Consider the following 23,814-nt stretch of genomic DNA (forward strand, 5'->3'; position numbering starts at 1 on the left):
GCGTCAGGCGGCCTCGAGCAGGTGCCGCCGTTCGGCGCGCGACAGGCCCGTCTGTTCCGGGCCGGTGAGGTCGAAATCGAGCGTCAGGCTGGTGAGGGCCGGCGCAGGCTGCCACGGCCGCCGCTCGTCGAGCGACATGCGGCCGCGCCGCGGCGCATCGGGCGCCGCGGTGACACGGCGGACAACGGGACCACCGATGCCATCGCCGTCGATTGCCTCACGCTCGTCTCGAACGACGGCGAAGCCGCTGGCGATCAGTTGGTCGAGATCCCAGAGATACCCACCGCCGCTATGTTCTTCGAGCTGCAGCACGAAAAGATCATTGCGACTGCCATCGATCCGCGAGCCGGCATCGCGCTCGGTCAGCAGCCAGACGTCGCCGCGATAGTTGTCGGGCCGATAGTCCTTGAGGAGATCGACCTTCAGGCTGCGCGGCTGCGTCCGGAGCAGGTCGGTCATCACCGATGGCGAAATCAGATTGTAGCGAACCAGGGTGCGGCACGTCGCCTCATAGCTGGCGCCGATCCGCAGCGAGAGCTGATAGACGACATTGGGGCGCCGGAAATGATCGATCTGCCATCCTTGTCGCGCGCTGTGCGCGAGCACCAGCCATTTCGGCATCATGAAGGCGATCGCAAAGGCGTCGGCTTCGGTTTCCTCGAAGTTGTTTCCCGGTTCGGGCGACATCGGCATCCGGCGCAGGATGCTCTCATCGTCGAGGCTCGGCTCGTGTCGCATCGAAAAATGCCCGAGTTCGTGCGCGGCCGTGAAGCGCTGGATGCTCATCGGTCGTTCCGTCGTGACGAGAACGCCAGGAGCAGGTGCGCTGAGATAGGCGCCGAGCAGGCCTTTCAGAGGACGAAGCAGCAAGGGTAGACCCACGGCATGGATCGCGCCGAAGACATCGACGCTGCCGCCTTGGGTCTCGATCAGTGCGCGCGTATCGAGTTCGCGATGCAGGCGGCCCGCTGCCATCGTACCAGCGCGAACCGCGCTCGCATAATCCGACGCCATCGATCAGCTCCGTTCGCCGCCAGACCGCGAGCGGAGATATTCGGCAAACCGGCTCAGCTCGGCCCGGTCCTCAGTCGACAAGGCCGCAACGCGTCGCGCCAGATGGGCGACATCGGCGGGAAGGCTCGCGGAGGCCTCGTCTTCGCCGGTAAAATAGGCCACCGACTGGCGGTAAAGACGGGCAAGCCGCGTCAGTTCGATCGCTTCAACGCGGCGCTGGCCATTCTCGATATCGGTAAGCGCGGTCCGGGGAATCTTGAGATAGGCAGCAACTTCTTCCTGCTTGAGGCCGAGATATTTCCGTGCTTCGCGCAGACGGTCGCCCAAGCGCCGCCGCTCCTGCTCGTCGCCTTCCTGGCGGAGTGCGAGATTGGTCATGGCTTCGACCCTTTCTTCTTAACCCAGACGCGTTCGATCTTAGGGAGGAGGTCGTCAATCGCCTTCTCGATCGAATTGTAGCCGCCGGTGCGGACGATGCTGTCGCGAAGCTCGATGTCGAGGACCTGCTCCACCGCGCAAAGCGTGTCGACCACGGACAAGGAGTCGAGTGGCACGGGCGCCTGGATGATCTTCGGGTTTTCCGGAGGCAGGGCAATTCCGCGCACCTGTGCCTCAGCCCTGGCCACTTGCAGCAGTTCGTCGACCAACGCCCTAATGGCGTCGGCTTTGGGAAACGCGGTTGCCGCGGGCTGCGGAGGAGCGATTGTCGCCATGCATGCCTCGCACGATTTCACTACATTAAATGCGATATAATGTCTGATAATCCGACACGCAAGCCCGAATTTGCAGCTCGGATTTTTGCAGGGTGTAGCGGGTCATCGGCGGTGCGGTGTGGTGGTCAGTGCCACCTCGAGGGACAACGACAGGGCAGAATCATCAACTCGGGTCATAGCTCGATCAAAAGAACAGAGCTGGAATATTGAGTCAGTCGCCGACGAGTGATCTCCTTCGGTCACCCACCAGCCCCCAGCGGCTCCGTTCATTTCGGGCGGCCCATAGCCGAGTCTTGAAGCCGCGCCCCGACCGCATCCGGCGGTATGGGCGGGAGCTTCAACGTGACCCCGACCAAATTGCTCATCGGCCAGATCCTTGTCGTGTTCGCAATCGTGATCGCGGGCCTCTGGGCGGCGACCCAATGGGCGGCGGCGATGCTCGCCTACCAGCCCGAACTTGGTCCGGCCTGGTTCATGGCTGGAAGCACGCCGGTCTATCGTCCCTGGGCGCTCTTCCCCTGGTGGTATCACTACGATGCCTATGCGCCGCATGTTTTCGACAAGGCCGGCGCGCTCGCCGGCGCGAGCGGTTTCATCGGCTGCGGCGCGGCGATCGCAGGCTCGCTCTGGCGCGCGCGGCAGTCGCGTCACGTCACCACCTATGGTTCGGCGCGCTGGGCCAGGCCGAACGAGATCGAGCGGGCCGGCCTTTACGGTGATGCCGGCGTATTCCTGGGCCGCTCGCGCGGCCGCTATCTCCGGCATGACGGCCCCGAACATATCATGGCGTTCGCGCCAACCCGTTCGGGCAAGGGCGTCGGGCTGGTCATACCGACACTGCTTGGCTGGACCGGCAGCGCCGTGGTTCACGACATCAAGGGCGAGAACTGGCAGCTCACCGCCGGCTGGCGCGCGCGCTTCTCCCACGTCCTGCTGTTCAATCCGACCGATCCCGCTTCCGCCAAATACAACCCGCTGCTGGAGGTCCGGCGCGGCGAGCATGAGGTCCGCGACGTCCAGAACATCGCCGACATCCTGGTCGATCCCGAAGGCGCGCTCGAACGGCGCAACCACTGGGAGAAAACCTCCCATTCGCTCCTGGTCGGCGCGATCCTCCACGTCCTTTATGCGGAGGAAGAAAAGACGCTCGCACGGGTAGCCACATTCCTGTCGGACCCGCAGCGGCCGTTCACCGCCACGCTCCGGCGGATGATGACCACCAATCACCTCGGCACGAAGGATGCGCCGCAGATCCATCCCGTCGTCGCCTCGGCGGCGCGCGAGGTGCTCAACAAGAGCGAGAACGAGCGCAGCGGCGTCCTCTCCACCGCAATGTCGTTTCTCGGGCTCTATCGCGACCCGACCGTCGCCGCGGTGACATCGCGCTGCGACTGGCGGATCGCCGATCTCGTCGAGGCCGGCCATCCGGTCTCGCTCTACCTTGTCATCCCGCCATCGGACATCAGCCGCACCAAGCCGCTGGTGCGGTTGGTGCTCAACCAGATCGGCCGCCGCCTCACCGAAAAGCTCGATGCCGATCCCGCCAGGGCGGGCAAGCACAAGCTCCTGATGATGCTCGACGAGTTCCCGGCATTGGGGCGGCTCGACTTCTTCGAGACCAGTCTTGCCTTTCTCGCGGGCTATGGAGTGCGCGCCTTCCTGATCGCGCAGTCCTTGAACCAGATCGAGAAGGCTTATGGCGAGCACAACTCGATCCTCGACAACTGCCATGTCCGCGTCGCGTTTGCGACCAACGACGAGCGCACGGCGCGGCGGATTTCGGACGCGCTCGGCATCGCCACCGAACAGCGCGCGATGCGCAACTATGCCGGCCACCGGCTCGCGCCCTGGCTGGCGCACGTCATGGTCAGCCGGCAGGAGACCGCCCGGCCACTCCTGACCACCGGCGAGGTGATGCAGCTCCCGCCCAAGGATGAGCTTGTCCTTGTCTCCGGCATGGCCCCGATCCGCGCGAGGAAGCTGCGCTATTACGAGGACCGCAATTTCCGCGAGCGGATCGCACCGCCGCCGCAGCCCGCGCCCGGAGACTATCCCGACCGGCCGCAGGCACGCCCCAACGACTGGAGCGGACTGGTCCGCGCGCCCGATACCCGGCTCGGCAAGCCCGATGACGATGCGAAGGCGGATGAGGACGGCGGCTTGCAACAGCAGCGCCACCCCGGCCTCGGCGAAGAACCCGCCAAAAAACCCGAGCCGCCAAAGCAGCTCGACCTGCTCGGCCTGGACAGCGACGACACCGACACGATCGCCGACAAGCACGCGATGGACCGCGCCGGCGCCACCGGCACGCTGATCCGCGCTCACGCGATCAATCAGGGTCGCAGCGCCGACATGCTGCCGGACTTCTGACAATGGCCGCGATCAAACCCAACCGCGTCCGCTACCAGCTCTTCCTGCCCGAAGATCTGAGCCACCGCTTCGAGGCGCTGGCGAGCCAGCCCGGCGCGTCCAAATCGGCGATCCTCACCGACGCGCTCACCGCCTGGCTCAACCGGCAGGCGGCGAGCGAGCTGGAGAACAAGTTCAGCCAGCGGCTCGATCGCATGTCGCTCGCGCTGGGGCGTGTCGAGCGTGACGGGCATGTGCTGCTCGAGAGCCTGGCGCTGTTCATCCGCTATGAACTGATGGTGCAGGCCCCTTTGGCCGAAGCCGACGAAGCGGCGCGTGCGATCGGCCGAGACCGCTTCGAGGCGTTCATTGCCCGCGTCGGCGAAGCGCTCGCCAGCGGCCAGCGCACGCTTGCTGCCTCCGCGAAAGACAATGGAGGTGGGCGATGAGCGACACGCTTTTCGGCTCCGATAATTCCGCAGGGCGTCGGCGCGCGATGCTGCGCACCGCGATGGGGCCGACCATCGCCGCAGCGCTGGCCGATCCGGTGGTCATCGAGATCATGGTGAACCCGGACGGCGTGTTGCGCCTTGATCGACTCGGCGAAGGCCGGATCGATACCGGCACCAAATATGAGCCCGCGCAGGTCGAGCGGATCATCCGCCTGGTTGCCAGCCACGCACGGACAGAGGTTCATGGCAATGCGCCGATCGTGTCAGCCGAGCTGCCACCGCACGGCGAAGGCGCGGGCGAGCGGTTCGAGGGTATCCTGCCGCCGGTCAGCCTCGCGCCGTGCTTCTCGATCCGCAAGCCCGCGGCGCGCATCTACACTTTGCTCGACTATGTGCGGGACGGCATCATGCCCGCCGACACGGCGCGACTGCTGTCGATGGCCGTGGTCGAGCGCAAGAACATCCTGGTCGCGGGTGGCACCAGTTCGGGCAAGACGACGCTTGCCAACGCGCTGCTCGCCGAGATGGCGCACCTCGACGAACGCGTCATCATCATTGAAGACACGCGTGAGTTGCAATGCGCCGCGCCCGACGTGGTGGGGCTGCGCACGCGTACGATTGGCACTGCCGGAGCCGGCGGCGTCACGATGGCTGATCTTGTCCGCTCGACATTGCGGCTCCGCCCCGATCGCATCGTCGTTGGCGAGGTGCGCGGGCGCGAAGCGCTCGACATGCTCAAAGCCTGGAACACCGGGCATCCGGGCGGCATCGCAACCGTCCACGCCAATTCGGCAGTGTCGGCGCTCTACCGGCTCGAGCAGCTCGTGCAGGAAAGCGTCGTCACCGTTCCGCGCCGGCTGATCGCCGACGCCATCGACATGATCGTGTTCATCGCCGGGCGCGGCCTCGCGCGCCGCGTCGACACGATCGCGCGCGTCGCCGGCCTCGATCCCGACGGCGGCTACGCCGTCCTCGACCTTACTCCCGACCACGCCCTCGAACCCCAAGGAGAATGACCATGCGCTTGTCCCGTATTCCTGCCCGTATTCCCGATCGTCGGAGCATCTTCCTCACCGGCGCCGCCATCGGCCTCGGGCTTGCGCTCGCCGCCACCGCGCAGGCCGCCGGCTCGGGCATGCCGTGGGAGGAACCGCTTCAGCAGGTCCTCGAATCGGTCCAGGGTCCTGTCGCCAAGATCGTCGCGGTGATCATCATCATCGTCACCGGTTTGACGCTCGCGTTCGGCGAGACGGCAGGCGGGTTCCGGCGCCTCATCCAGATCATCTTCGGCCTGTCGATCGCGTTTGCGGCGTCGAGCTTCTTCCTCAGCTTCTTCAGCTTCGGCGGCGGGGCGCTCATCTCGTGAACGCGCCAAATTCCTATGGCGCCAGCCATATCGAGGGGTTCGAGGCGCCGATGCACCGCGCGCTTGCCGAGCCGATCCTGCTTGGCGGGGCGCCGCGAGCGATCGCGATCGTCAATGGTACGATCGCGGCCGCGCTCGGACTCGGTCTCCAGCAGTGGATCGCCGGGCTGGCCATGTGGGCGTTCGGGCACACTCTCGCGGTGTTCGCCGCCAAGCGCGATCCCGACTTCGCCCCGGTCCTTGTCCGCCACCTTCGCCAGAAGGGGCATCTGTCATGCTGAATCTGCGCGAATACCGTCAGAAGGCCGACCGGCTCGCCGATCATCTTCCATGGGCGGCGCTTGTCGCGCCCGGCGTGGTGCTCAACAAGGACGGCAGCTTTTTGCGCGTCCTCAGGTTCCGCGGCCCCGATCTAGAATCCGCCACCGAAGCCGAGCTTGTCGCCGCCTGCGCGCGGGCGAACAATGTCCTGAAGCGCTTCGGCTCGGGCTGGGCACTCCATTTCGAGGCCGAGCGGCGCGAAGCGCTGGGTTATCCCGACAGCAGCTTTCCCGATGCGGCGTCGTGGCTGGTCGATGAGGAACGGCGCGCGGCGTTCGAAAGCGCGGGCGCGCATTTCGAGAGCCGCTATTATCTGACGCTCACCCTCCTGCCTCCGCCCGATCAGGCGGACACGGCGGGCCGAGCGCTGATCGAGCGCAGCGACGACGCGAAGGGCCGCGACTGGCGACAAGCGCTTGCCGGCTTCATCGCCGAGACGGATCGTGCGCTTGACCTGTTCAGAGGCTTCATGCCCGAGGTGCGCGCGCTCGGCGACAGCGAAATGCTGACCTTTCTCCACGGTGCGATCTCCGCGCGCCGCCATGTCGTCGCCGTGCCCGAAACGCCCATCTATCTGGACGGGCTGCTCGCCGACACGCCGCTGACCGGCGGGCTCGAACCGATGCTCGGCGACGAGCATCTGCGGACGCTCACCATCCTCGGATTTCCGAACGCGAGCCGTCCCGGCATCCTCGACGGACTCAACCATGAGGATTTTGGCTATCGCTGGGTGACGCGCTTCATTGCGCTCGACAAGACCGACGCAACCAAAGCGCTCACTCGCCTGCGGCGGCAGTGGTTCAACAAGCGCAAGTCGATCACCGCGCTGCTGCGCGAAGTCATCTACAACCAGCCGGTCCAGCTTCTCGACAGCGATGCCGACAACAAGGTGGTCGATGCCGACCTCGCCTTGCAGGCGCTCGGCGGCGATCATGTCGCGTTCGGCTATCTGACGACGACGATCACCGTTGCCGATATCGACCGCGCCCGCGTCGAGGAAAAGGTCCGCGCGGTCGAGCGCATCGTCAACGGGCTCGGCTTCACCTGCATCCGCGAGGGCATGAATGTGGTCGAGGCGTGGCTGTCGAGCCTGCCGGGCCATGTCTATGCGAACGTCCGGCAACCGATCGTCCACACCCTGAATCTCGCGCATCTCATGCCGCTGTCCTCGGTATGGGCAGGACCGGCGCGTAATCCGCACCTCGACGGTCCGCCGCTGCTTTATGCGGAAACCAGCGGCTCGACGCCGTTCCGTCTCAGCACGCATGTCGGCGACGTCGGTCATATGCTGATCGTCGGACCCACCGGGGCCGGAAAGTCGGTGCTGCTCGCAATGCTCGCGCTTCAGTTCCGGCGATATCCAGACTCCCAGGTCTATGTCTTCGACAAGGGATTTTCGGCGCGCGCGGCCGTGCTGGCGATGGGCGGCGCGCATCACGCGCTCGGGCTTGGCGGTGAGAGCGGTCATGCCGATGACGTGGGCGGGCGAACGATCGCCTTCCAGCCGCTGCGCCACATCGATCGCTCCAACGCACGCGCCTGGGCGACCGAATGGATCGGCGCGCTGCTCGCCCATGAGAAAGTACTGGTCACACCCGAGATCAAGGAGGCCGTCTGGTCGGCGCTCACCAATCTCGCGACCGCCCCGATCGAGGAACGCACGCTCACCGGCCTGTCGCTGCTGCTGCAATCGGCACCGCTGCGATCGGCGCTCGCGCCCTATACGCTCGAAGGATCGTTCGGCCGCCTGCTCGACGCCGCCGAAGACGATCTAGCGATCGCCGACGTGCAGTGCTTCGAGACTGAAGCGCTGATGGGGCAGGCGGGCGTCGTTGCGCCCGTGCTGACCTACCTGTTCCATCGTCTCGAGGAGCGCTTCACCGGGCGGCCGACGCTTCTCGTACTGGATGAAGCCTGGGTGTTCCTCGACCACCCGCTGTTCGCCGCGCGCATCCGTGAGTGGCTGAAGGTGCTGCGCAAGAAGAACGTCAGCGTCGTGTTCGCGACACAGAGCCTAGCCGATATCGCCGACAGCACGATCGCGCCGGCCATCATCGAAAGCTGTCCGCAGCGCATCTTGCTGCCCAATGATCGGGCGATCGAGCCGCAGGGCCAGACGGTCTACGTCCGCTTCGGTCTCAACGCGCGCCAGATCGAACTGGTCAGCCGCGCGACGCCCAAGCGGCAATATTATCTGCAATCAGCGCGCGGCAACCGGCTGTTCGAGCTTGGGCTAGGCCCGATCGCGCTGGCGTTGTGCGGCGCGTCCGATCCCGACAGCCAGAAGCGCATAGACGCGGTGCTGGCCGAAAAGGGCCAGGCCGACTTCGCCGCGACCTTTCTCTCCCAAGCCGGCCTCGATTGGGCGGCCGACCTGCTTGGGCGTCACCCTGCCGCCCGCCCCCCAGAAGACAAGGAGTAATTTCCCGTGCCCCGTATCCCTATCCGCAAATATGCGTGCCTCTCCGCTCTCGCGCTCGGCGCCGTCGGCTCGCTCGGTATCGGCATCGCGTTGACCTCGACGCCCGTCGCGGCCCAGCTCAGTGTGTTCGATCCATCGAACTATTCGCAAAACCTGCTCACCGCCGCGCGCACGCTTGCCCAGATCAACAACCAGATCCAGAGTCTCCAGAACGAAGCGCAGATGCTGATCAACCAGGGCAAGAACCTGTCCCGGATCGATTTCCCGCAACTTCAGGAGCTTCGCCAGCGCCTCCAGCAGATCGACCAGCTCATGGGCCAGGCGCAGGGCGTCGACTTCCGCATCGATCAGCTCGACGAGCGCTTCCGCCAGCTCTACCCGCAGGAGTTCGATCAGGTGTTCCGCCGCGATCAGCGTGTGGCTCGCGCACGCGATCAACTCGATACCGCGATGTCCGCGTTTCGCCAGACGATGGGGGTCCAGAACCGCATCGTCGACAACGTACGGAGCGACACGCAGGCGCTCGCCGACATCGTCGCGCGCAGCCAGGGCGCGGAAGGCTCGCTTCAGGCGCAGCAGGCCACGAACCAGCTTCTCGCGCTCACCGCCAAGCAGCAGCTCCAGCTTCAGCAAATGATGGCGGCGCAGTTCCGGGCGGAATCGGTCGAGCAGGCGCAGCGGGGCCAGATCGCGCGCGAGGCACGCGAGTCGACGCGCCGCTTCCTCGGCGACGGCAAGGCTTACACGCCACGCCAATGAGCTGAGGCAGGCGAGGACCGCGCCCCCAGCTCCCCCCGGGTCCGAACCTGTCTCGTCGCGGGGGCCGTAGGGCTTGCCCCTCTCATGGCCGCCGGTCCCCGCGACACCTTTCAACTTCAAGCAGGAACCCGCCCATATGGATGACCTGAATGTCATCGATCAGTTCATGGAGGCCTTCGCCTCCTACATCGACAGCGGGTTCGGCCTGTTGGGCGGTGACGTCGGTTTCCTGACCACGATCCTGATCGGCATCGACATCACGCTCGCCGGGCTGTTCTGGGCGCTCGGCGGCGAAGACGACGTCATCGCCAAGTTCCTCAAAAAGATCCTCTATGTCGGCGTCTTCGCCCTGATCCTCAACAGCTTCTCGACACTGTCCGATATCATCTTTCGCAGCTTCGCCGGCCTCGGCCTCACCGCAGGGGGCAGCGCGATTACGGCTGACGATTTATTGCGACCCGGCAAGCTGGCCGGGACCGGCTTCGAGGCAGCATGGCCGCTCCTCGAGCAGGCGAAGGAGTTGGTTGGCCCGATCGCCTTCTTCGACAATTTCATCGAGATCGCCGTGCTGGTGATCGCCTGGGTCGTCGTCATCGCCGCCTTTTTCATCCTCGCGATCCAGCTTTTCATCACAATCCTCGAATTCAAGCTTACTTCGCTCGCCGGCTTCGTGCTCGTGCCCTTTGCGCTGTGGAACCGCACGTCGTTCCTCGCCGAACGGGTGCTCGGGAACGTCGTCAGTTCGGGCATCAAGGTCATGGTGCTCGCGGTCATCGTCGGCATCGGCTCTAACTATTTCGCCGACTTCACCAGTGCGATCACCGGCGACGAGGTGTCGATCGAACAGGCCGTGTCGCTGATGCTCGCGAGCCTCGCGATCTTTGGCCTCTCCATCTTCGGCCCGGGAATCGCATCCGGCCTCGTCGCCGGCGCGCCGCAGCTCGGCGCCGGATCGGTGATCGCCACTACCGTGCTTGCCGGCGGAGGTCTTGCGATGGCAGGCGCTGGCGCCGTCGGCGCGGCACGCGGTCTCGCGGGGGCCGGTCTCGGCGCGATCCGCGCCGGTACATCGATGGGGTCTGCCGCATCCACTGCCTACAAGCTCGGGCAGGAAACCTCGGGCTCGACCAGCGTCGGCGCGGGCCTCGGCGGCGTTGCGACCGCCATGCGCGGCGCGGCTGCCAACCGGATGAGCGGCGGTCTCGGCGTTAGCGCTGCCGCCGATCGTGGGCAGCGCGCCGCATGGGAAGCAGGAAGCACCCGTGCCGGCGGCGCCGCCCCCGCAGCCGCGCCGATAGGCGCAGCTGAAGGAACACCCGCCTGGGCGCAGAAGCTTCATGCCAGCCAGAATGCTCGCCACCGCCGCCAGATGGCGATCCACGCAATCCAGGGCGGCGACCGCGGCGGCGCTGGCGCCACTCCAGACATCAAGGAAAGGGACTGAGCGATGAAATTTCGACGCGCATTGCAGCGCTATGGGCGAACGCCCGAACCCGAGACACCCTACCAACGAGCGGGCCAGCTTTGGGATGAGCGTATCGGCTCGGCTCGCGCACAGGCGAAGAACTGGCGGCTGATGGCCTTCGGCGGCCTGTTCCTGACCACTGGTCTGTCGGGCGCGCTGGTCTGGCAATCGATGCAAAGCCGCGTCGTGCCCTATGTGGTCGAGGTCGATGCACTCGGGCAAGCACAGGCCGTCGCGCCTGCCGCCAAGGACTATCGGCCGACCGATCCGCAGATCGCATGGTTCCTCGGCCGGTTCATCACCGGCGTTCGAGCGCGCTCGCTCGATCCGGTATTGATGCGTGAAAACTGGCTATCAGCCTATGATTTCGCGACCGAACGTGCGTCACTGTTCCTCGGCGAATATGCCCGCACCTCCAATCCGTTCGCCGATGTCGGGCGCAAGACGGTTTCGGTGCAGGTGACGAGCGTCGTCCGCGCGTCGGATACGAGCTTCCAGGTCAAATGGACCGAGCAGCAATATGAGCGGGGAAGCCTCGCCAGCACGTCACGCTGGACGGCGATGCTCACGGTGAAGATCAAGCCGCCGCGCTTGGCCGATGTGCTCCGAAAAAACCCGCTCGGTCTCTATGTTGACGCGATCGACTGGAGCCGCGAACTGGAAACGCCTCAGGACCGGCCGCCTTCGCCGCAACCATCGGCCGTGCCCGATCCCGCACAATCACTCCCGGTCGCGCCGCCCACCGACATTCCGCTGGGCTCGCCGCTCGATCCGACCCTTGCTCAACCCGCAGCCGCACCATCCCCCGAAAGGACCGACCAATGATCCGTGCCCTCATCCTGGCGGCGAGCGCGATGGCGCTTGCCATGGGCGTCGCTGCGCAGAGCCGCGAACCCGCGTCACCCACCGCGCGCGTCACTGCCGCCAACCGGGCGGCACTGCGCGAGCCGTCGAGCGCGGGATATATATATGCCGTCCAGGTCTATCCCTGGGCGGAAGGCGTGCTCTACCGGCTCTATGCCGCGCCCGAGCGCATCACCGACATTGCCTTGCAGCCGGGCGAAACGATTGTGTCCGTCGCCGCCGGCGACACCGTGCGCTGGACTGTCGGCGATACCACCAGCGGCATCGGCGAAAGCAAGCGCGTGCACATCCTCGTCAAGCCGTTTTCGGCGGGCCTACGCACAAACCTTGTCATTGCTACCGATCGCCGGACCTACCATCTCCAGCTCGAAAGCACGCCCGCGACCGCGATGGCGGCGATCTCCTGGACCTATCCACATGACGAGCTGATCGCGCTCCGGCGTCAGCGCGATGCAGCCGTGGCGGCGACGCCGATCGCGTCGGGCCTCTCGGTCGAAAGCCTCAACTTCAACTATGCGATCTCGGGCGACAAGCCGGCCTGGCGGCCGCTGCGCGCGTTCGACGATGGGCGGCAGACCTACATCGAGTTCTCGCCTGCGATCGCCGTGGGTGAGGCGCCCCCGCTGTTCGTGATTGGCGAGGATGGCGAGGCCCAGCTCGTCAACTATCGCGTCGCCGGCCGCTATTATGTGGTCGACCGCCTGTTCGGTGTCGCCGAGCTGCGCCTTGGCGGCAAGAAACAGCAGATTGTCCGTATCACCGCCGCCCAGCCGAAGAGCCGGCAGCGCAAGGCCGGGAGGGGCGCGTGACCGATCCAACCGCTTCTTCCGCGCCGATCGCGGCGCCCAAAGCCGACCCCGAAACGCTCGTTCTGCGCGCGGCGCCGGGCCGCGTCACCCGTTTTCGCCGCGGTGCGATCGTCGCCATCGCTGCCGCCGGCTCGACCGCGATCATCGGCGTCGCCTGGCTGGCGCTCAAGCCCGCGACCCTGAGCCTGATCGCACGAAGCGATGAAAAGCTGGTTGGCGCGAAGGCGCCGCCTGATGCGCTCGCGGGCGCGCCGACGAGCTATGGCGACGTGCCGAAGCTCGGGCTACCGCTTCCCGGTGATCTCGGGCGGCCGATCCTCGAGCGCCAGCGGCAGCTTGGCGGGATGGTTCCCCCTGACCCCGCTGCCGATGCGGTGAGCCGGGCCGCGCAGGAAGCCGAAGCCGAGCGCCAGCGCATCGCCGCTGAGCAGAAGGCCGCACGCGAGTCTGGCGTCATGCTGCAATTGGCGGGCGGCGGTCGCGCCGCCGCCCCTGCACCGGTGACTACCGATGCAAGTGTTCCGCCAGCATCGGCCGAGACTGCCAAGCCGCTCCTCGACCCTGACCGAGATCCTAACGCCCAGGGGCGCAAGAACGAATTGGTCGGCCACGCCAATCGCGACGACGACATCAATCCGCACGCGCTGGCGCAGTCCGTATCGCCTTGGACCTTGCAGGCCGGCAGCATCATTGCCGCGAGCCTCATAACCGGGCTCAACTCGGATCTTCCCGGGCTCGTCACCGCGCAGATCACGGAGAACGTCTATGACAGTGTGACCGGGCGCGGTCTGCTCATTCCGCAAGGATCGCGGCTGATCGGCAGCTACGACAGCGTTGTAGCGTTTGGGCAGAGCCGTGCGCTGGTCGTCTGGCAGCGGATTATCCTGCCCGACGGCTCGTCGATTCGTATCGACAATGTGCCGGCGACCGATACGCAGGGCTATGCGGGTCTGTCCGACCGGATCGACCGGCATACTTGGCAACTTCTGAAGGGCGTCGCCCTGTCGACACTGCTGGGCGTCGGCACTGAATTGAGCTTCGGCAGCACCGAAAGCGACCTTGTCCGGGCGATCCGCGAGTCAGCGCAGCAGAGCGGCGCGCGCGCCGGCGATCAGCTCGTCACGCGCAATCTCAATATCCAGCCGACCTTGCGCGTGCGTCCCGGCTGGCCGCTACGGGTGGTCGTGCACAAAGACATCATATTGCCCGGACCCTGGGGAGGCCGTCATGGCTGATTTGAAGCTGCCAAGGCTGCCCGATCGGACGCCGGCTAAGATCACGATCAACGTCATGCCGGATCTCATCGAAGCGCTGAACGACTACGCCGAGGCCTATGAGGCGGCCTACGGCCGACGCGAGTCCGTACCGGACCTCATTCCATTCATGCTTAGCGGCTTCCTGGCGAGCGACCGCTCGTTCAGCCGGGCACGTAAGAAATAGTCCGATGTCGGCCCGGCAGCCTGCAACGAATGGCGACGACGCGCCCCCGATTGGGCCGATAAGCGTTCGCATTCCCGACGCAGTACGGATGACGGGGCTCAGCAAATCCAAGATCTACCAGCTCATCGCTTCCGGCGACATCGAGGCAGCCAAGGTCGGCCGTGCAACCGTGGTGTTTGTCGATAGTCTGCGGTCCTTTCTGCGATCACACTGTAAACAGCCGCGTTCTCGGGCGTAGCAGGGATCGCGCATGTCGGCCTGTCGATATTTCGGCACGGCCTGTCGCGAAGGGGTAAAATTGGGGGTGGATTGAGCGGAATTATCGGCACGACGATCAAGAACGTTGTTATAAATCAGTATCTTATGTTTTTCGTGTGAATCCCTCCTCCGCTACCATTCCTTCAAGACATTCGGTGCACCTACCCAAGCGTCGCAGCCCGCGAGCTGTAGAGGGCCGTAATCGATTCTGCCACGTGACGGCTGGCCAGCTGCCGCCGCCCTCCGCTCCCCGGAAGCTTGGGCAGACTGCCCCCTTTGTGCGCGGCGGTCGTTGACGACCCTCGCGATCAGCCAGCATTCCTGCCATCCATATCGCGGGAGCGCGCGCCCAAGATACAAAATAGCGCAGCGATATGTCTGATTTATAACATAATGTCTGGACAGGCGTCGCGACGAACCGATAGGGTTTGCCTCGGCGCGGGGGTAATTGGGTTGCACCGCACCGACTGACGGGTGTCGTGGCAATTGACAGGCAATATTCTTGAGCCATCCAGATCAATCTGAGCGCAGGCTGGATGGCTGGAAGGCGATTGCGGGCTATTTCCGCCGTGACCGCACGACCGTGATGCGCTGGGCGCGCGAGCGCGATCTTCCCGTGCACCGGCTTCCTGGCGGCAAACAGGGGTCCGTCTTTGCCTATGAGCATGAGCTGGCCGCATGGGCCGGGCAGGCAGAGCAGCGCGATCTGGAAAGCCCAGGCGCTCTGCCACCACCGCTTCCAGTCTCGGCCGAAGCCGATCCGCGGCTCCAGGAAGGCACGCCGTCGAGTGCCGCCCCGTCCCCGTTACCGCGGAAAGGAAAACGCCTTTTCGTCGGCGCGAGCGTGGTCATCGCCATCGGCGCGCTGGTCGTCGCAACAGTCATGCTGACCGACATGCTCGCGCCGGGTCCGTCCCCGATCGAGCGGGCCGCAGCCCTGCCGCATAACAAGACCGTAACCGACGATTATGTCGCCGCGCGCGATTTATGGGCACGGCGCACGCCGGAGGATTTGCGCCGTGCGATCGCGCTGTACGAGAAGGTGATCGCCGCAGACAAGGATTTCGCGCCCGCCTATGCCGGGCTGGCCGAAGCCTGGCTGATCTATCGCGAATATGGCGCGGCGACCGAAAGCCGAGCGTACAGCGCCGCCAAGTCTGCGGTCGAACAGGCGCTCGCGCTCGACAACCAGCTCGCGGCGGCGCATCGCGCCAACGGTTTCATTCAGTATTGGTGGAGCTACGATGCGCAACGATCGGTCGATTCCTTCCGTCGTGCGCTCGCACTCGACCCGCGCGATGGCCTCACCCATTTCTGGTACGCCAATGTCCTTTCCGATCTCGGTCAGGATGCCGCCGCGCAGCGCGAATATGATACCGCGCAGCTGCTGCTGCCCGGAACCCCCGCCATCGCGGTCGAGCGCGCCTGTGCGCACTGGCAAGCGGGACGTGACCGGCGCGCGGTGATGGAGCTGGAACAGCTGAAGTCGCAATATCCGGCGGACGCCACCATCCGCAACTGCCTGGCCTGGGCGCATATCTCGCGCGGCGACATCAAGGCCTATGCGCGTGAGTATCGGGCGCTGGCGGCGCTGCGCGGGGTACCGGAGATGAAGCGCCTGTCCACCCAGCTCGATACGGCCATCGAGCGCAATCCGGCCACGGCGCATCTGGTGCTGGTTGCCGAAGCGCGGCGCGAATTTGCCGAGGGCGAGCGCAAGACCCGCATGACGCCCGCCTTCCACGCCTCGTGCATGGGCGACCGCGCAACCCTGGTCATCCTGCTCAAGCAGGCCGCGACGCTGGGCGAGCGCTGGTATTCGGCAACGCTGAACAAGCGCATCGCGGAAAAGTGGCGCGGCGATGCCGAAGTGCAGCGGCTGCTGCGCAAGGTGGTCATCGCGACACCCCGGGTCGATCTGTCCTGATGTAACGCCGCGCCAGACGATACATCCGCGATTTCCCGTCATTTGCGACAATATGCCACAGACTCAATCTGCATCATCGCGCCTAGACTGGTTGCGGTCTGATCGACGGTGTGCGGGGTAATTCGTCGACCCAAAACGGCTGCTGGCCAACCTTCGTGCCCGAGCATCGGCGATCAGGCCACCGATGATCCCTTGTGGAGCAATCCATGGCGCGAACCTGGCTGGTCCTGCTGCTGATTCTGGCGGTGGCGGCGCTCGCACTCATGGTGCCGCGCGAGACCGCGCGCGCGCAGCGGCTGGAATTCGCCTCGCCCAGAGATAAATCCTTGAACGGTAGTGTCCAGCGCGTGCAGGCCGATCTCGCCCGCAATGTCGATAGCTGGCAGGGCGCACGCGATTGCCGTTCGCCGGCCCGAGCCCGCGCCGCGCTCAAGCCCGTTCTCGCGCAATGGCTCGGCCGCCGGATGACCGATCGCCCCATGCAGCGTCTGGCGCGCTGGGGCTATCATTCGGGCGATATGTGGCACGAGGCGCAGGTTATCGACGGCCAGCCGCATTGCCGCGCTGGCTTCCGCCGCGTGATCGCCTTTGCAGAATTTCGCTAGAGCTGTGTCGGTGTGACGACCGGCATTGCAACCGCATGCAGTTCTGTCAGAGTTGGCAGGTCGCGCACCCTGCAGCCAGGAGACGATGATGCTACCACCCTTTGCACGCCGCGCGCTTGCGCCTATTGCCCTCGCCGTCTGTCTGCTCGGCTCAAGCCTCGCAGCCCAGGGAACTCCGAGCCTGACCCTGTTCAACGGCGAAGGTCTTGATGGAGCCGCCGTCACGGTGCGCAGCGATGTCGCCAACCTGCAGGACATGCCGGCCCGCGAAGGCTTTGATGGAACCGCGAACGATTATGCCTTCTCGCTCAAGGCAGAGGGGCTTTGGCTGGTATGTATGGATGCGGGCTTCCGCACGCGCTGCCGCGAGGTGTCGGGCGAGGTGCAGACGCTCGGAGAGGATGGCGGCTCGATCAGCTCGGTGCGCTATCTGGGCCCTTCTGCTCAGACGCCGGGCAGCGGCAGGCCCGCCGGCACCCCCGGCCAGAGCGTCATGCGCCCACCCGCTGACGCCCCGCCGATGTTCAACACGGATTTGTTCGGCAGCGACCTGCGCGAAATCATCTACGACCGGCCGGGCATGGACTGGAAAAGCTGCAAGGCGGCGTGCGACGATGAGCGCCAATGCCGGGCATGGACCTATGTCATCCCCGGCCGGACCGAACATGGCGAATGCTTCCTGAAAGAGGCCGTGCCCGAACCTTCGGAAAGCGACTGCTGCGTTTCCGGTATCAAGCGCCAGCGAGATGGCATTGGAAGCCTCTGGCTGCCACAGGCTGCGCCCGTTCCCGATAGACCGCGCCCGCGACGGCGTGGCTGAGAGCGGCTGGCGCCCCCGCGCTCAGGCCTGTGCTAGCAGCGTCTCGCTCATTTCCCACAGCCGTTCGGCGCTGTCCTGATCGACCGCGTGCGGCTCGACATCGCGATAGCGCACCGGCTGCTCGCCCGAGAGTGCAGCGATGTTGCAATCCTCGCAATAGACGCCGCCCATGCCTTCGAGCAGCGGGCTGGTCGCCGCCCAGAGCGTGGTGGTGCAGCCCTGGGTCGGTGTCTTGAACATGGCGCGGGCGCCGTCGGAAATCTCACCCTGTTCGTTGAGCCAGCCAAGCACGATCATCTCTTCGGTCGGCAGATGGCGCTGGAGAGGCGTGAAAATGCCGCCGGGATGCACCGCAAAGGCCTGCCCGCCGCTGTCCTTCAACCGGGCGTTGATGCCCAGTGCGAACAGGCTGTTGGCGGTCTTGGACTGGCCATAGGCCTTCCACTTGTCATAGCTGCCATCGGTCCAGTTGGGGTCGTCCCAGCGGATGGCGGACAGTTTGTGCCCGGTGGAAGACAAGGCCACTACGCGCGGCCTTTCGGTGCGCTGAAGCAGCGGCAGCAGCGTCGTCGCCAGCGCGAAATGGCCCATATGGTTGGTGCCGAACTGCAGCTCCCAGCCCGGCCCAACGCGCATTTCCGGACAGGCCATGACGCCGGCATTGTTGATCAGCAGATCGAGCGCGGTGTTGTCGGAGGCAAAGCCCAGCGCGAACCGCTTGACCGAAGCGATATCGGCAAGGTCCATCAGCGCTATGCGGATATCGCCCGGCATCCCTGCCAGCGCGGCATTGGCCTTTTCGGTATCGCGCGCCGGCACGGTAACCGATGCCCCCGCCGCCGCCAGCGCGCGCACCGTTTCCAGCCCTATGCCCGAATAACCGCCGGTGACGATGACCGTCTTGCCCTTGAGGTCGATGCCCGCCAGCACCTCATGCGGTTCGCTGTGGCGGCCGAACGGGGAATCGACAGGCTTCTGGTGGTCGGCGATCATCGGCAGCTCTCCTTGGCGCTTTCGGGCGCTTCAGGCGAGCGCCTCTTCGAGCGGACAATAGGCATAACCCAGGTCATCCGCCACTGCCTTGTAGGTCACCCGCCCGTTCCAGACATTGAGACCGGCAGCAAGGTGCGGATCGCTGCGCAGCGCGTCCTTCCAGCCCTTGTCCGCCATGCGCAGCATGTGCGGCAGCGTGACGTTGTTCAGCGCATAGGTGCTGGTGCGCGCCACCGCGCCGGGCATGTTGGCGACGCAATAATGCACGATGCCGTCGACGACATAGGTCGGGTCGGCATGGGTGGTGGCATGGCTGGTCTCGAAACAGCCGCCCTGGTCGATCGCGACATCGACCAGCACCGCGCCGGGCTTCATCGTGCCCAGCATCTCGCGCGTAACGAGCTTGGGCGCCGCCGCACCGGGGATCAGCACCGCGCCGATGACCAGATCGGCATTGGCAACGCTGTCGGCGACGTTGGACACATTGGCAAAGCGCGTCTTGGCGCGCGCCTCGAAATAATAGCCCAGCCGCTCGAGCACTTCGGGATTGCGGTCGAGGATCGTCACGTCCGCGCCCAGCCCTGCCGCCATCTGTGCGGCGTTGAAGCCGACCACGCCGCCGCCGATCACGCAGACATTGCCGGGCAGCACGCCCGGCACCCCGCCGAGCAGGATGCCGCGTCCGCCATGCGCCTTTTCGAGCGCGGTCGCGCCCGCCTGGATCGCCATGCGCCCTGCGACCTGGCTCATCGGCTTGAGCAGCGGCAGGCCGCCGCTCGCATCGGTGACCGTCTCATAGGCGATGCAGGTCGCCTTGGACTCGACCAGATCCTTGGTCTGCTCCGGATCGGGCGCGAGGTGCAGATAGGTGAACAGGATCTGTCCTTCGCGCAGCATCGCGCGCTCGATCGACTGCGGCTCCTTGACCTTCACCACCATCTCGCATTCGGCAAAGATTTCGGCGGCGGTCTCGATCAGCTTTGCGCCCGCGCGCTGATAATCGCTGTCCTTGGCACCGATGCCCAGGCCCGCGCCCGATTGCACCCATACCTCGTGCCCGTGCTGCACCAGCTCGCGGGCGCTTTCGGGCGTCATGCCGACGCGATATTCGTGGTTCTTGATTTCCTTGACGGTGCCAACGCGCATGACTTCTTCTCCTGCTGCTATTGTTTGTCCCGCCCTTACTCCGACCTCCCGCGCTGCGCGATCAGTTTTGTTACTTTATTACATTATTGCGCAATTTTCCGAATCGGAACCGGAATGTTGCAAATATCCGCCCCGCCAGCGGGGATATTGAAGAACGCATCCTTCCGGTTCGCCCGTGCCCGCGCATAAGCGACAAACGACTCGCTGGTGCTTTCCAGATATTCGAGCTTCGGGCGCTCCGCCTCGGGCAGTTCGGTCGCCAGCCGCACCGAGCCGATGACGGTGCGTTCTTCGGGGCTTTCATAGAAGCCCAGGGCACCGGTGCCGCGCGGCAGGCTGGAGAGATGCTCGATCCCCTCGACCACGCGCCCGACCAAAGCGATATTGCGATCCAGATGCCGCGGCGCATGGCCGATCACGGTGTAAAGCTCTGCGCCCGACCCGGTATCGGGCGAGAGGTTGCGGCCGACGCCGACCATGCCATAGCAATGCACCGGCCAGACGCTCTCGTCATTGCTGGCAACCGGCCAGCCATCCAAGAAACCCAGCGCCTTGGCATAGGCGTCAGGAGCCGTCCAAGGCTCAGCGCCGCTGTTGCCGGAAGCGATATTCAGGCCCTTCCGATCGACCACATAGCCGCTCTCCGGCACTTTCGCGATACCCGCAGGCAGCGGCTTGGCCTTGGCCTCGTCCTCGGCATCGGGATCGCCCCATTGCACGACATAATTGTCCTGCACGCGCACGATCGCGGTGTCGTCCCACCAGTGCGCGGCTGCCAGCTTGCGGATATTGCCCACCCAGCCGGTGCTGAATGGCGCAGGCATAAGCTGGATCACCACGCGGCGCGATTTGCCCTTCGCATCGGGCGCAAGCTCCATCACCAGCAGGTCTTCGGGCGCGATCTTCGCCCAAGCCGAGGGCGGCGCGGCAGCAATGATATCGCCCGGCCCAGGACTGGCGGGCGGCGGATCGCTCGCGGCGATCAGGCTCAGGGGCAACAGTGCAGCGGCAGTGCGCAGCGCAGCGGAGCGGAATCGGTTGGCTGTCATGGGACGACGCTAACACGGCGCAAAGGCTTGCGAAACCTTGGCCTCACGTGCAGTCTCGCGTGCGGGTCGGGAGGGAGACTCGCATGACATTGCCGCCGGACGAGGACGACGACACGCCGCTGGCACTGCGCAACAGCCGCACCACGCTCGACCGGTTGCTCGACGAGATGATCGAACAGCCCGAAAACCTGCCATCGATCGCCGAACGCATCCACCAGGTGTTCGGCGAGACCCGCGCGGTGATGGTGCTCGACATGAGCGGCTTTTCGCGCACCACCCAGCGGCACGGCGTCGCGGCCTTTCTGCTGATGGTTCATCAGATGAAGCGGCTCGCGCTGCCCGAGATCGAGGATCATGGCGGGCTGCTGATCAAGGCCGAGGCCGACAATCTCTATTGCCTGTTCGATGATACCGACGATGCCGTCCGCGCCGCCCGCGGCATCATGCGCCAGCTGAACGCCGCCAACATGGTGCTGCCCGAGGAACGCAAGCTCTATGCGTCGATCGGCATCGGCTATGGGCAGGTGCTCAACATCGACGACGAGGATGTCTTCGGCGACGAGATGAACCTGACGTGCAAGCTGGGCGAGGATGTGGCGCAACGCAGCGAGATCCTCCTGACCGAGGGCGCCCGCGCGACGCTGACGCTGAAGCATGTCGAGACCCGGCCCGAACAGGTCAGCATTTCTGGCCTCGTGCTGACCTATCACGTCGTCTCCTGAGCGCGCCTCTCCCGTGCAAACACCGCTTGCGCGGTGCACCGCTTGGATATAGGGGGTCGCCTTCCAGGACATGCGGAGCGGTGGCCGAGTGGTCGAAGGCGCTCGCCTGGAAAGTGAGTATACGTCAAAAGCGTATCGAGGGTTCGAATCCCTCCCGCTCCGCCACTCATTTCCTCGATCAGACATCCCCTGACTGGGGTTCAGCGATGAAACAGGCGTAAAGCCACGCCTTGCCTGGCGACCGCTGCAGGAGCGAGGACGGTAATCGCGCCGGGCAGGACCTTGAAATGCGCTGGCGTCGCGGTGACGATTTCCCCGTCGGTGTTGATCGGCATGGGGCGGCGCGTCTCGATATCGAACTCGACGCAGCGGGCGGTCCTGACCTCTTTCCAGGCGCCATGCGTACCCGTGCGGAAGGCGCGCACCATCAAGGCGAGCTTCCAAAGGTTGCGCATCTCCAGGCTGTAGAGGTCCAGCGACCCGTCATCGATCGCGGCGGTCTGTTCGACGACATTGCCACCCCCGTAAAGACGCCCGTTGCCGATCGCGATCTGATAGGTCTTGACCCTGATCCCGCTGCCCTTCTCGATGATCGTCGCGCGAAACCGCCGTGCCCCGGCCAGAATCCGCAGCGCGGCGACCGCATAGCCCAGCCGCCCGAAGCGCTTCTTGATCGCAGGATCGAGCTTCTGCGCCAGATCGCTGCTGAGGCCGATGCTGGCGACGTTGAAAAAGGCATGGCCGTTGACCATGCCGACATCGATCTGCCGTGTGTGCCCGGCAACGATCACGTCCGCAGCGGCAGCAAAATCGAGTGGGATGGACAGCGTCCGCGCAAGGTCGTTGGCGGTTCCAGCCGGAATGATGCCCAGCGGCAGCCCGCTCTGTATCACCGCCGGGGCCGCCGATGAGATCGATCCGTCGCCGCCGCACACCACGATGATATCGGCCGATTGATGCAGCCGCGAGATGTCCCGCGCGATTTCGGGCAGGTTGGCGAAGGGCTCGGCAGTGACCGAGAGGCCCGCCGCATCCAGCCGCGCGCGCACCGGCCCGAGTGCAGCCTCGCCCTGCCGCGATTTGGCATTGTGGAGCAGCAGGACACGCTTGCCGGTAACGGATCGCACGAACAGACCTATCGCTTCAGGAGGACGACCGTACCAGCCATAGCCGGTTCTCGCATAAAGCCCTGCATAATCTTTGCAGACGGGTCCGAAGCCAGGTTCGAGGGCTTCCGGGAGAATGGGCGTATCGGTAGTAAAATCCTCGGCCAGGGGCCCTGAAACCGGGCTTTCCACACCGCCCCGGTTGGTTCATGAACAGGCTTTGCATTCATAGGAGCCTGCATGCATTTTGACGAGGTCGTTCTGGGTCGCCGCAGCATCCGTGGATACAGACCCGATCCGGTGCCGCGCGCCCTGATCGAAGAGATCCTGCAGATCGCGATGCGCGCGCCCTCTTCGATGAACACACAGCCGTGGAATTTCTACGTGATTACCGGCGAACCGCTCGACCGGATCCGGCAGGGCAATACCGAGAGGATGATCGCCGGCGTGCCGCAGTCGCGCGAATTCCGCACCGGCAAGCCCTTTGCCGGACCACATCGTGACCGGCAGATCGGGGTCGCCAAACAGCTATTTTCTGCAATGGGCATTGCGCGCGACGACGCAGATGCCCGCCAGGACTGGGTTTTGCGCGGCTTCCGTCAGTTCGATGCACCGGTGTGCATCATCATCACCTATGACCGCGAACTGGACGGCAGCGACGATACTCCGTTCGATTGCGGCGCTGTCGCGACGGCCCTGGTCAACGCGGCATGGTCGCGCGGGCTCGGCACGGTCATCAACAGCCAGGGCATCATGCAGTCACCCGTCGTGCGCGAACATGCGGGGATCGCGGACGATCAGGTGATCATGAAGAGCATCGCTCTGGGGTGGCCGGACGAGAGCTTCCCGGCGAACGCGGTGGTTTCCACGCGCAAGTCGGTCGATGAGGCCGCCGTCTTCGTGGGGTTTGAAGAACCGGTGCGATAGCTCTGCTCGGAAAAGACTGCGGCGATGCCCTGCCCGACACCTAAGGCCGGAGCAGGGCACGCCGCTTCTGCGTGATATTCGCAATCGATTTTCATCCGATAAATGCGAATGATTATCATTGACGAAATCCGTCCGTTGCGATAGCTCCCCAGCCCGATGGAATCGGGATTGGCGATGCTTGTGCACTGTGACGAACATGATGCGGACGTCGTGACGGGCTTCGCGGACAGATCATGACCCGCTCCTCGATCAGGACCTGGGCCGTCGTGCACAAATGGACGAGCCTG

Annotated in this window: 25 protein-coding genes and 1 tRNA gene; 19 read left to right on the plus strand and 7 right to left on the minus strand. The window is 65.2% G+C overall.

Translation table 11 applies throughout. From position 1 onward, the window contains the following. Positions 1 to 3: 3 nt before the first annotated feature. Genes AX725_RS13745 through AX725_RS13755 form a run of 3 tightly spaced genes read right to left on the minus strand, consistent with a single transcriptional unit; the run spans position 4 to position 1,727 of the window. Positions 4 to 1,014 (minus strand): ImmA/IrrE family metallo-endopeptidase, encoded by a 1,011-nt coding sequence (locus tag AX725_RS13745; protein ID WP_017499941.1) that lies wholly within the window; start codon positions 1,012 to 1,014, stop codon positions 4 to 6. Positions 1,015 to 1,017: 3 nt separating this feature from the next. Beyond that, positions 1,018 to 1,392 (minus strand): helix-turn-helix domain-containing protein, encoded by a 375-nt coding sequence (locus AX725_RS13750; RefSeq protein ID WP_017499940.1) that lies wholly within the window; start codon positions 1,390 to 1,392, stop codon positions 1,018 to 1,020. Continuing rightward, positions 1,389 to 1,727, minus strand: coding sequence for a hypothetical protein (locus tag AX725_RS13755; protein ID WP_017499939.1), 339 nt, complete (start codon positions 1,725 to 1,727; stop codon positions 1,389 to 1,391). Before AX725_RS13755 ends, AX725_RS13750 begins: the two co-directional genes overlap by 4 nt. A 342-nt stretch (positions 1,728 to 2,069) precedes the next feature. On the opposite strand from AX725_RS13755, the gene AX725_RS13760 reads away from it, so the two are divergent. The 16 genes from AX725_RS13760 (at position 2,070) to AX725_RS13835 (ending at position 17,584) form a co-directional block, all read left to right on the plus strand. Continuing rightward, positions 2,070 to 4,097: a conjugal transfer protein TraG gene (locus AX725_RS13760; protein WP_038292469.1), complete on the plus strand. Its 2,028-nt coding sequence runs from the start codon at positions 2,070 to 2,072 to the stop codon at positions 4,095 to 4,097. Positions 4,098 to 4,099: 2 nt separating this feature from the next. Further along, positions 4,100 to 4,525 carry a YlcI/YnfO family protein gene (locus AX725_RS13765; protein WP_017499937.1) on the plus strand — a complete coding sequence of 142 codons (426 nt, stop codon included), beginning with the start codon at positions 4,100 to 4,102 and terminating at the stop codon, positions 4,523 to 4,525. Then, positions 4,522 to 5,544, plus strand: coding sequence for a P-type conjugative transfer ATPase TrbB (gene trbB, locus AX725_RS13770; protein ID WP_017499936.1), 1,023 nt, complete (start codon positions 4,522 to 4,524; stop codon positions 5,542 to 5,544). Before AX725_RS13765 ends, trbB begins: the two co-directional genes overlap by 4 nt. Continuing rightward, entirely contained in the window at positions 5,541 to 5,894 is a 354-nt protein-coding gene (locus tag AX725_RS13775; RefSeq protein ID WP_017499935.1) for a TrbC/VirB2 family type IV secretion system protein, read from the plus strand. Before trbB ends, AX725_RS13775 begins: the two co-directional genes overlap by 4 nt. Positions 5,895 to 5,944: 50 nt before the next feature. Continuing rightward, the gene (locus AX725_RS13780) at positions 5,945 to 6,175 is read left to right on the plus strand and encodes a VirB3 family type IV secretion system protein (protein WP_051035683.1); all 231 of its coding nucleotides are present in this window, start codon (positions 5,945 to 5,947) and stop codon (positions 6,173 to 6,175) included. Beyond that, positions 6,169 to 8,637 (plus strand): conjugal transfer protein TrbE, encoded by a 2,469-nt coding sequence (trbE, locus tag AX725_RS13785; protein ID WP_017499933.1) that lies wholly within the window; start codon positions 6,169 to 6,171, stop codon positions 8,635 to 8,637. The genes AX725_RS13780 and trbE overlap by 7 nt, the downstream gene beginning before the upstream one ends. Before the next feature lie 6 nt (positions 8,638 to 8,643). Further along, complete coding sequence (gene trbJ, locus AX725_RS13790) at positions 8,644 to 9,396, plus strand: P-type conjugative transfer protein TrbJ (protein WP_017499932.1); 753 nt, start codon at positions 8,644 to 8,646, stop codon at positions 9,394 to 9,396. Positions 9,397 to 9,532: 136 nt separating this feature from the next. Then, positions 9,533 to 10,840 (plus strand): P-type conjugative transfer protein TrbL, encoded by a 1,308-nt coding sequence (gene trbL / locus AX725_RS13795; protein WP_017499931.1) that lies wholly within the window; start codon positions 9,533 to 9,535, stop codon positions 10,838 to 10,840. A gap of 3 nt (positions 10,841 to 10,843) precedes the next feature. Next, positions 10,844 to 11,686, plus strand: a complete 843-nt coding sequence (gene trbF / locus AX725_RS13800; RefSeq protein ID WP_026108910.1) for a conjugal transfer protein TrbF — start codon at positions 10,844 to 10,846, stop codon at positions 11,684 to 11,686. Continuing rightward, a complete protein-coding gene (trbG, locus tag AX725_RS13805; protein WP_006635655.1) occupies positions 11,683 to 12,534 on the plus strand; it encodes a P-type conjugative transfer protein TrbG in 852 nt (283 codons plus the stop codon). Before trbF ends, trbG begins: the two co-directional genes overlap by 4 nt. Continuing rightward, positions 12,531 to 13,769 (plus strand): TraB/TrbI/VirB10 family type IV secretion system protein, encoded by a 1,239-nt coding sequence (locus tag AX725_RS13810; protein ID WP_017499929.1) that lies wholly within the window; start codon positions 12,531 to 12,533, stop codon positions 13,767 to 13,769. The genes trbG and AX725_RS13810 overlap by 4 nt, the downstream gene beginning before the upstream one ends. Further along, the gene (locus AX725_RS13815; protein WP_017499928.1) at positions 13,762 to 13,974 is read left to right on the plus strand and encodes a DUF2274 domain-containing protein; all 213 of its coding nucleotides are present in this window, start codon (positions 13,762 to 13,764) and stop codon (positions 13,972 to 13,974) included. Before AX725_RS13810 ends, AX725_RS13815 begins: the two co-directional genes overlap by 8 nt. 4 nt (positions 13,975 to 13,978) lie before the next feature. Beyond that, positions 13,979 to 14,212 (plus strand): helix-turn-helix domain-containing protein, encoded by a 234-nt coding sequence (locus tag AX725_RS21650; protein ID WP_051035681.1) that lies wholly within the window; start codon positions 13,979 to 13,981, stop codon positions 14,210 to 14,212. 522 nt (positions 14,213 to 14,734) lie between these two features. Then, positions 14,735 to 16,159, plus strand: a complete 1,425-nt coding sequence (locus tag AX725_RS13825; protein WP_060979550.1) for a tetratricopeptide repeat protein — start codon at positions 14,735 to 14,737, stop codon at positions 16,157 to 16,159. A 206-nt stretch (positions 16,160 to 16,365) separates the two neighbouring features. Beyond that, entirely contained in the window at positions 16,366 to 16,764 is a 399-nt protein-coding gene (locus AX725_RS13830) for a hypothetical protein (RefSeq protein ID WP_060980030.1), read from the plus strand. A gap of 88 nt (positions 16,765 to 16,852) precedes the next feature. Continuing rightward, complete coding sequence (locus AX725_RS13835; RefSeq protein ID WP_167348232.1) at positions 16,853 to 17,584, plus strand: PAN domain-containing protein; 732 nt, start codon at positions 16,853 to 16,855, stop codon at positions 17,582 to 17,584. Between the two features lie 21 nt (positions 17,585 to 17,605). Here AX725_RS13835 and AX725_RS13840 read toward each other — a convergent pair whose 3' ends face one another. From AX725_RS13840 to AX725_RS13850, 3 genes are all read right to left on the minus strand, one after another. Further along, positions 17,606 to 18,577 (minus strand): oxidoreductase, encoded by a 972-nt coding sequence (locus AX725_RS13840; RefSeq protein ID WP_060980032.1) that lies wholly within the window; start codon positions 18,575 to 18,577, stop codon positions 17,606 to 17,608. A 30-nt stretch (positions 18,578 to 18,607) separates the two neighbouring features. Then, positions 18,608 to 19,723, minus strand: a complete 1,116-nt coding sequence (ald, locus tag AX725_RS13845; protein WP_060980033.1) for an alanine dehydrogenase — start codon at positions 19,721 to 19,723, stop codon at positions 18,608 to 18,610. 83 nt (positions 19,724 to 19,806) lie between these two features. Then, a complete protein-coding gene (locus AX725_RS13850; protein WP_060980034.1) occupies positions 19,807 to 20,772 on the minus strand; it encodes a peptidylprolyl isomerase in 966 nt (321 codons plus the stop codon). Positions 20,773 to 20,855: 83 nt separating this feature from the next. Between AX725_RS13850 and AX725_RS13855 the strand changes: the two genes are divergently transcribed. Both AX725_RS13855 and AX725_RS13860 read left to right on the plus strand, forming a co-directional pair. Beyond that, the gene (locus tag AX725_RS13855) at positions 20,856 to 21,494 is read left to right on the plus strand and encodes an adenylate/guanylate cyclase domain-containing protein (protein WP_060980035.1); all 639 of its coding nucleotides are present in this window, start codon (positions 20,856 to 20,858) and stop codon (positions 21,492 to 21,494) included. A gap of 74 nt (positions 21,495 to 21,568) precedes the next feature. Next, positions 21,569 to 21,659 (plus strand) — tRNA-Ser (locus tag AX725_RS13860). Positions 21,660 to 21,694: 35 nt separating this feature from the next. Here the strand turns inward: AX725_RS13860 and AX725_RS13865 are convergent. Beyond that, complete coding sequence (locus AX725_RS13865) at positions 21,695 to 22,621, minus strand: lipid kinase (RefSeq protein ID WP_060980074.1); 927 nt, start codon at positions 22,619 to 22,621, stop codon at positions 21,695 to 21,697. A 219-nt stretch (positions 22,622 to 22,840) separates the two neighbouring features. Here AX725_RS13865 and AX725_RS13870 point away from each other — a divergent pair, with 219 nt between their 5' ends. Beyond that, on the plus strand, positions 22,841 to 23,527 hold the full coding sequence (locus AX725_RS13870) for a nitroreductase (protein WP_060980036.1): 687 nt from the start codon (positions 22,841 to 22,843) through the stop codon (positions 23,525 to 23,527). The last annotated feature ends 287 nt before the right edge of the window (positions 23,528 to 23,814 follow it).

Origin of the sequence: Blastomonas sp. CCH9-A1 (assembly GCF_001557175.1) — a bacterium.
Taxonomy (GTDB): Bacteria; Pseudomonadota; Alphaproteobacteria; order Sphingomonadales; family Sphingomonadaceae; genus Blastomonas; species Blastomonas delafieldii_A.

Coding starts and splice junctions, on each gene's coding strand:
- AX725_RS13745 (WP_017499941.1), bottom strand. CDS start 1,014: ATGGCGTCGGATTATGCGAGCGCGGTTCGCGCTGGTACGATGGCAGCG.
- AX725_RS13750 (WP_017499940.1), bottom strand. CDS start 1,392: ATGACCAATCTCGCACTCCGCCAGGAAGGCGACGAGCAGGAGCGGCGG.
- AX725_RS13755 (WP_017499939.1), bottom strand. CDS start 1,727: ATGGCGACAATCGCTCCTCCGCAGCCCGCGGCAACCGCGTTTCCCAAA.
- AX725_RS13765 (WP_017499937.1), top strand. CDS start 4,100: ATGGCCGCGATCAAACCCAACCGCGTCCGCTACCAGCTCTTCCTGCCC.
- trbB (WP_017499936.1), top strand. CDS start 4,522: ATGAGCGACACGCTTTTCGGCTCCGATAATTCCGCAGGGCGTCGGCGC.
- AX725_RS13775 (WP_017499935.1), top strand. CDS start 5,541: ATGACCATGCGCTTGTCCCGTATTCCTGCCCGTATTCCCGATCGTCGG.
- AX725_RS13780 (WP_051035683.1), top strand. CDS start 5,945: ATGCACCGCGCGCTTGCCGAGCCGATCCTGCTTGGCGGGGCGCCGCGA.
- trbE (WP_017499933.1), top strand. CDS start 6,169: ATGCTGAATCTGCGCGAATACCGTCAGAAGGCCGACCGGCTCGCCGAT.
- trbL (WP_017499931.1), top strand. CDS start 9,533: ATGGATGACCTGAATGTCATCGATCAGTTCATGGAGGCCTTCGCCTCC.
- trbF (WP_026108910.1), top strand. CDS start 10,844: ATGAAATTTCGACGCGCATTGCAGCGCTATGGGCGAACGCCCGAACCC.
- trbG (WP_006635655.1), top strand. CDS start 11,683: ATGATCCGTGCCCTCATCCTGGCGGCGAGCGCGATGGCGCTTGCCATG.
- AX725_RS13815 (WP_017499928.1), top strand. CDS start 13,762: ATGGCTGATTTGAAGCTGCCAAGGCTGCCCGATCGGACGCCGGCTAAG.
- AX725_RS21650 (WP_051035681.1), top strand. CDS start 13,979: ATGTCGGCCCGGCAGCCTGCAACGAATGGCGACGACGCGCCCCCGATT.
- AX725_RS13830 (WP_060980030.1), top strand. CDS start 16,366: ATGGCGCGAACCTGGCTGGTCCTGCTGCTGATTCTGGCGGTGGCGGCG.
- AX725_RS13835 (WP_167348232.1), top strand. CDS start 16,853: ATGCTACCACCCTTTGCACGCCGCGCGCTTGCGCCTATTGCCCTCGCC.
- AX725_RS13840 (WP_060980032.1), bottom strand. CDS start 18,577: ATGATCGCCGACCACCAGAAGCCTGTCGATTCCCCGTTCGGCCGCCAC.
- ald (WP_060980033.1), bottom strand. CDS start 19,723: ATGCGCGTTGGCACCGTCAAGGAAATCAAGAACCACGAATATCGCGTC.
- AX725_RS13850 (WP_060980034.1), bottom strand. CDS start 20,772: ATGACAGCCAACCGATTCCGCTCCGCTGCGCTGCGCACTGCCGCTGCA.
- AX725_RS13855 (WP_060980035.1), top strand. CDS start 20,856: ATGACATTGCCGCCGGACGAGGACGACGACACGCCGCTGGCACTGCGC.
- AX725_RS13870 (WP_060980036.1), top strand. CDS start 22,841: ATGCATTTTGACGAGGTCGTTCTGGGTCGCCGCAGCATCCGTGGATAC.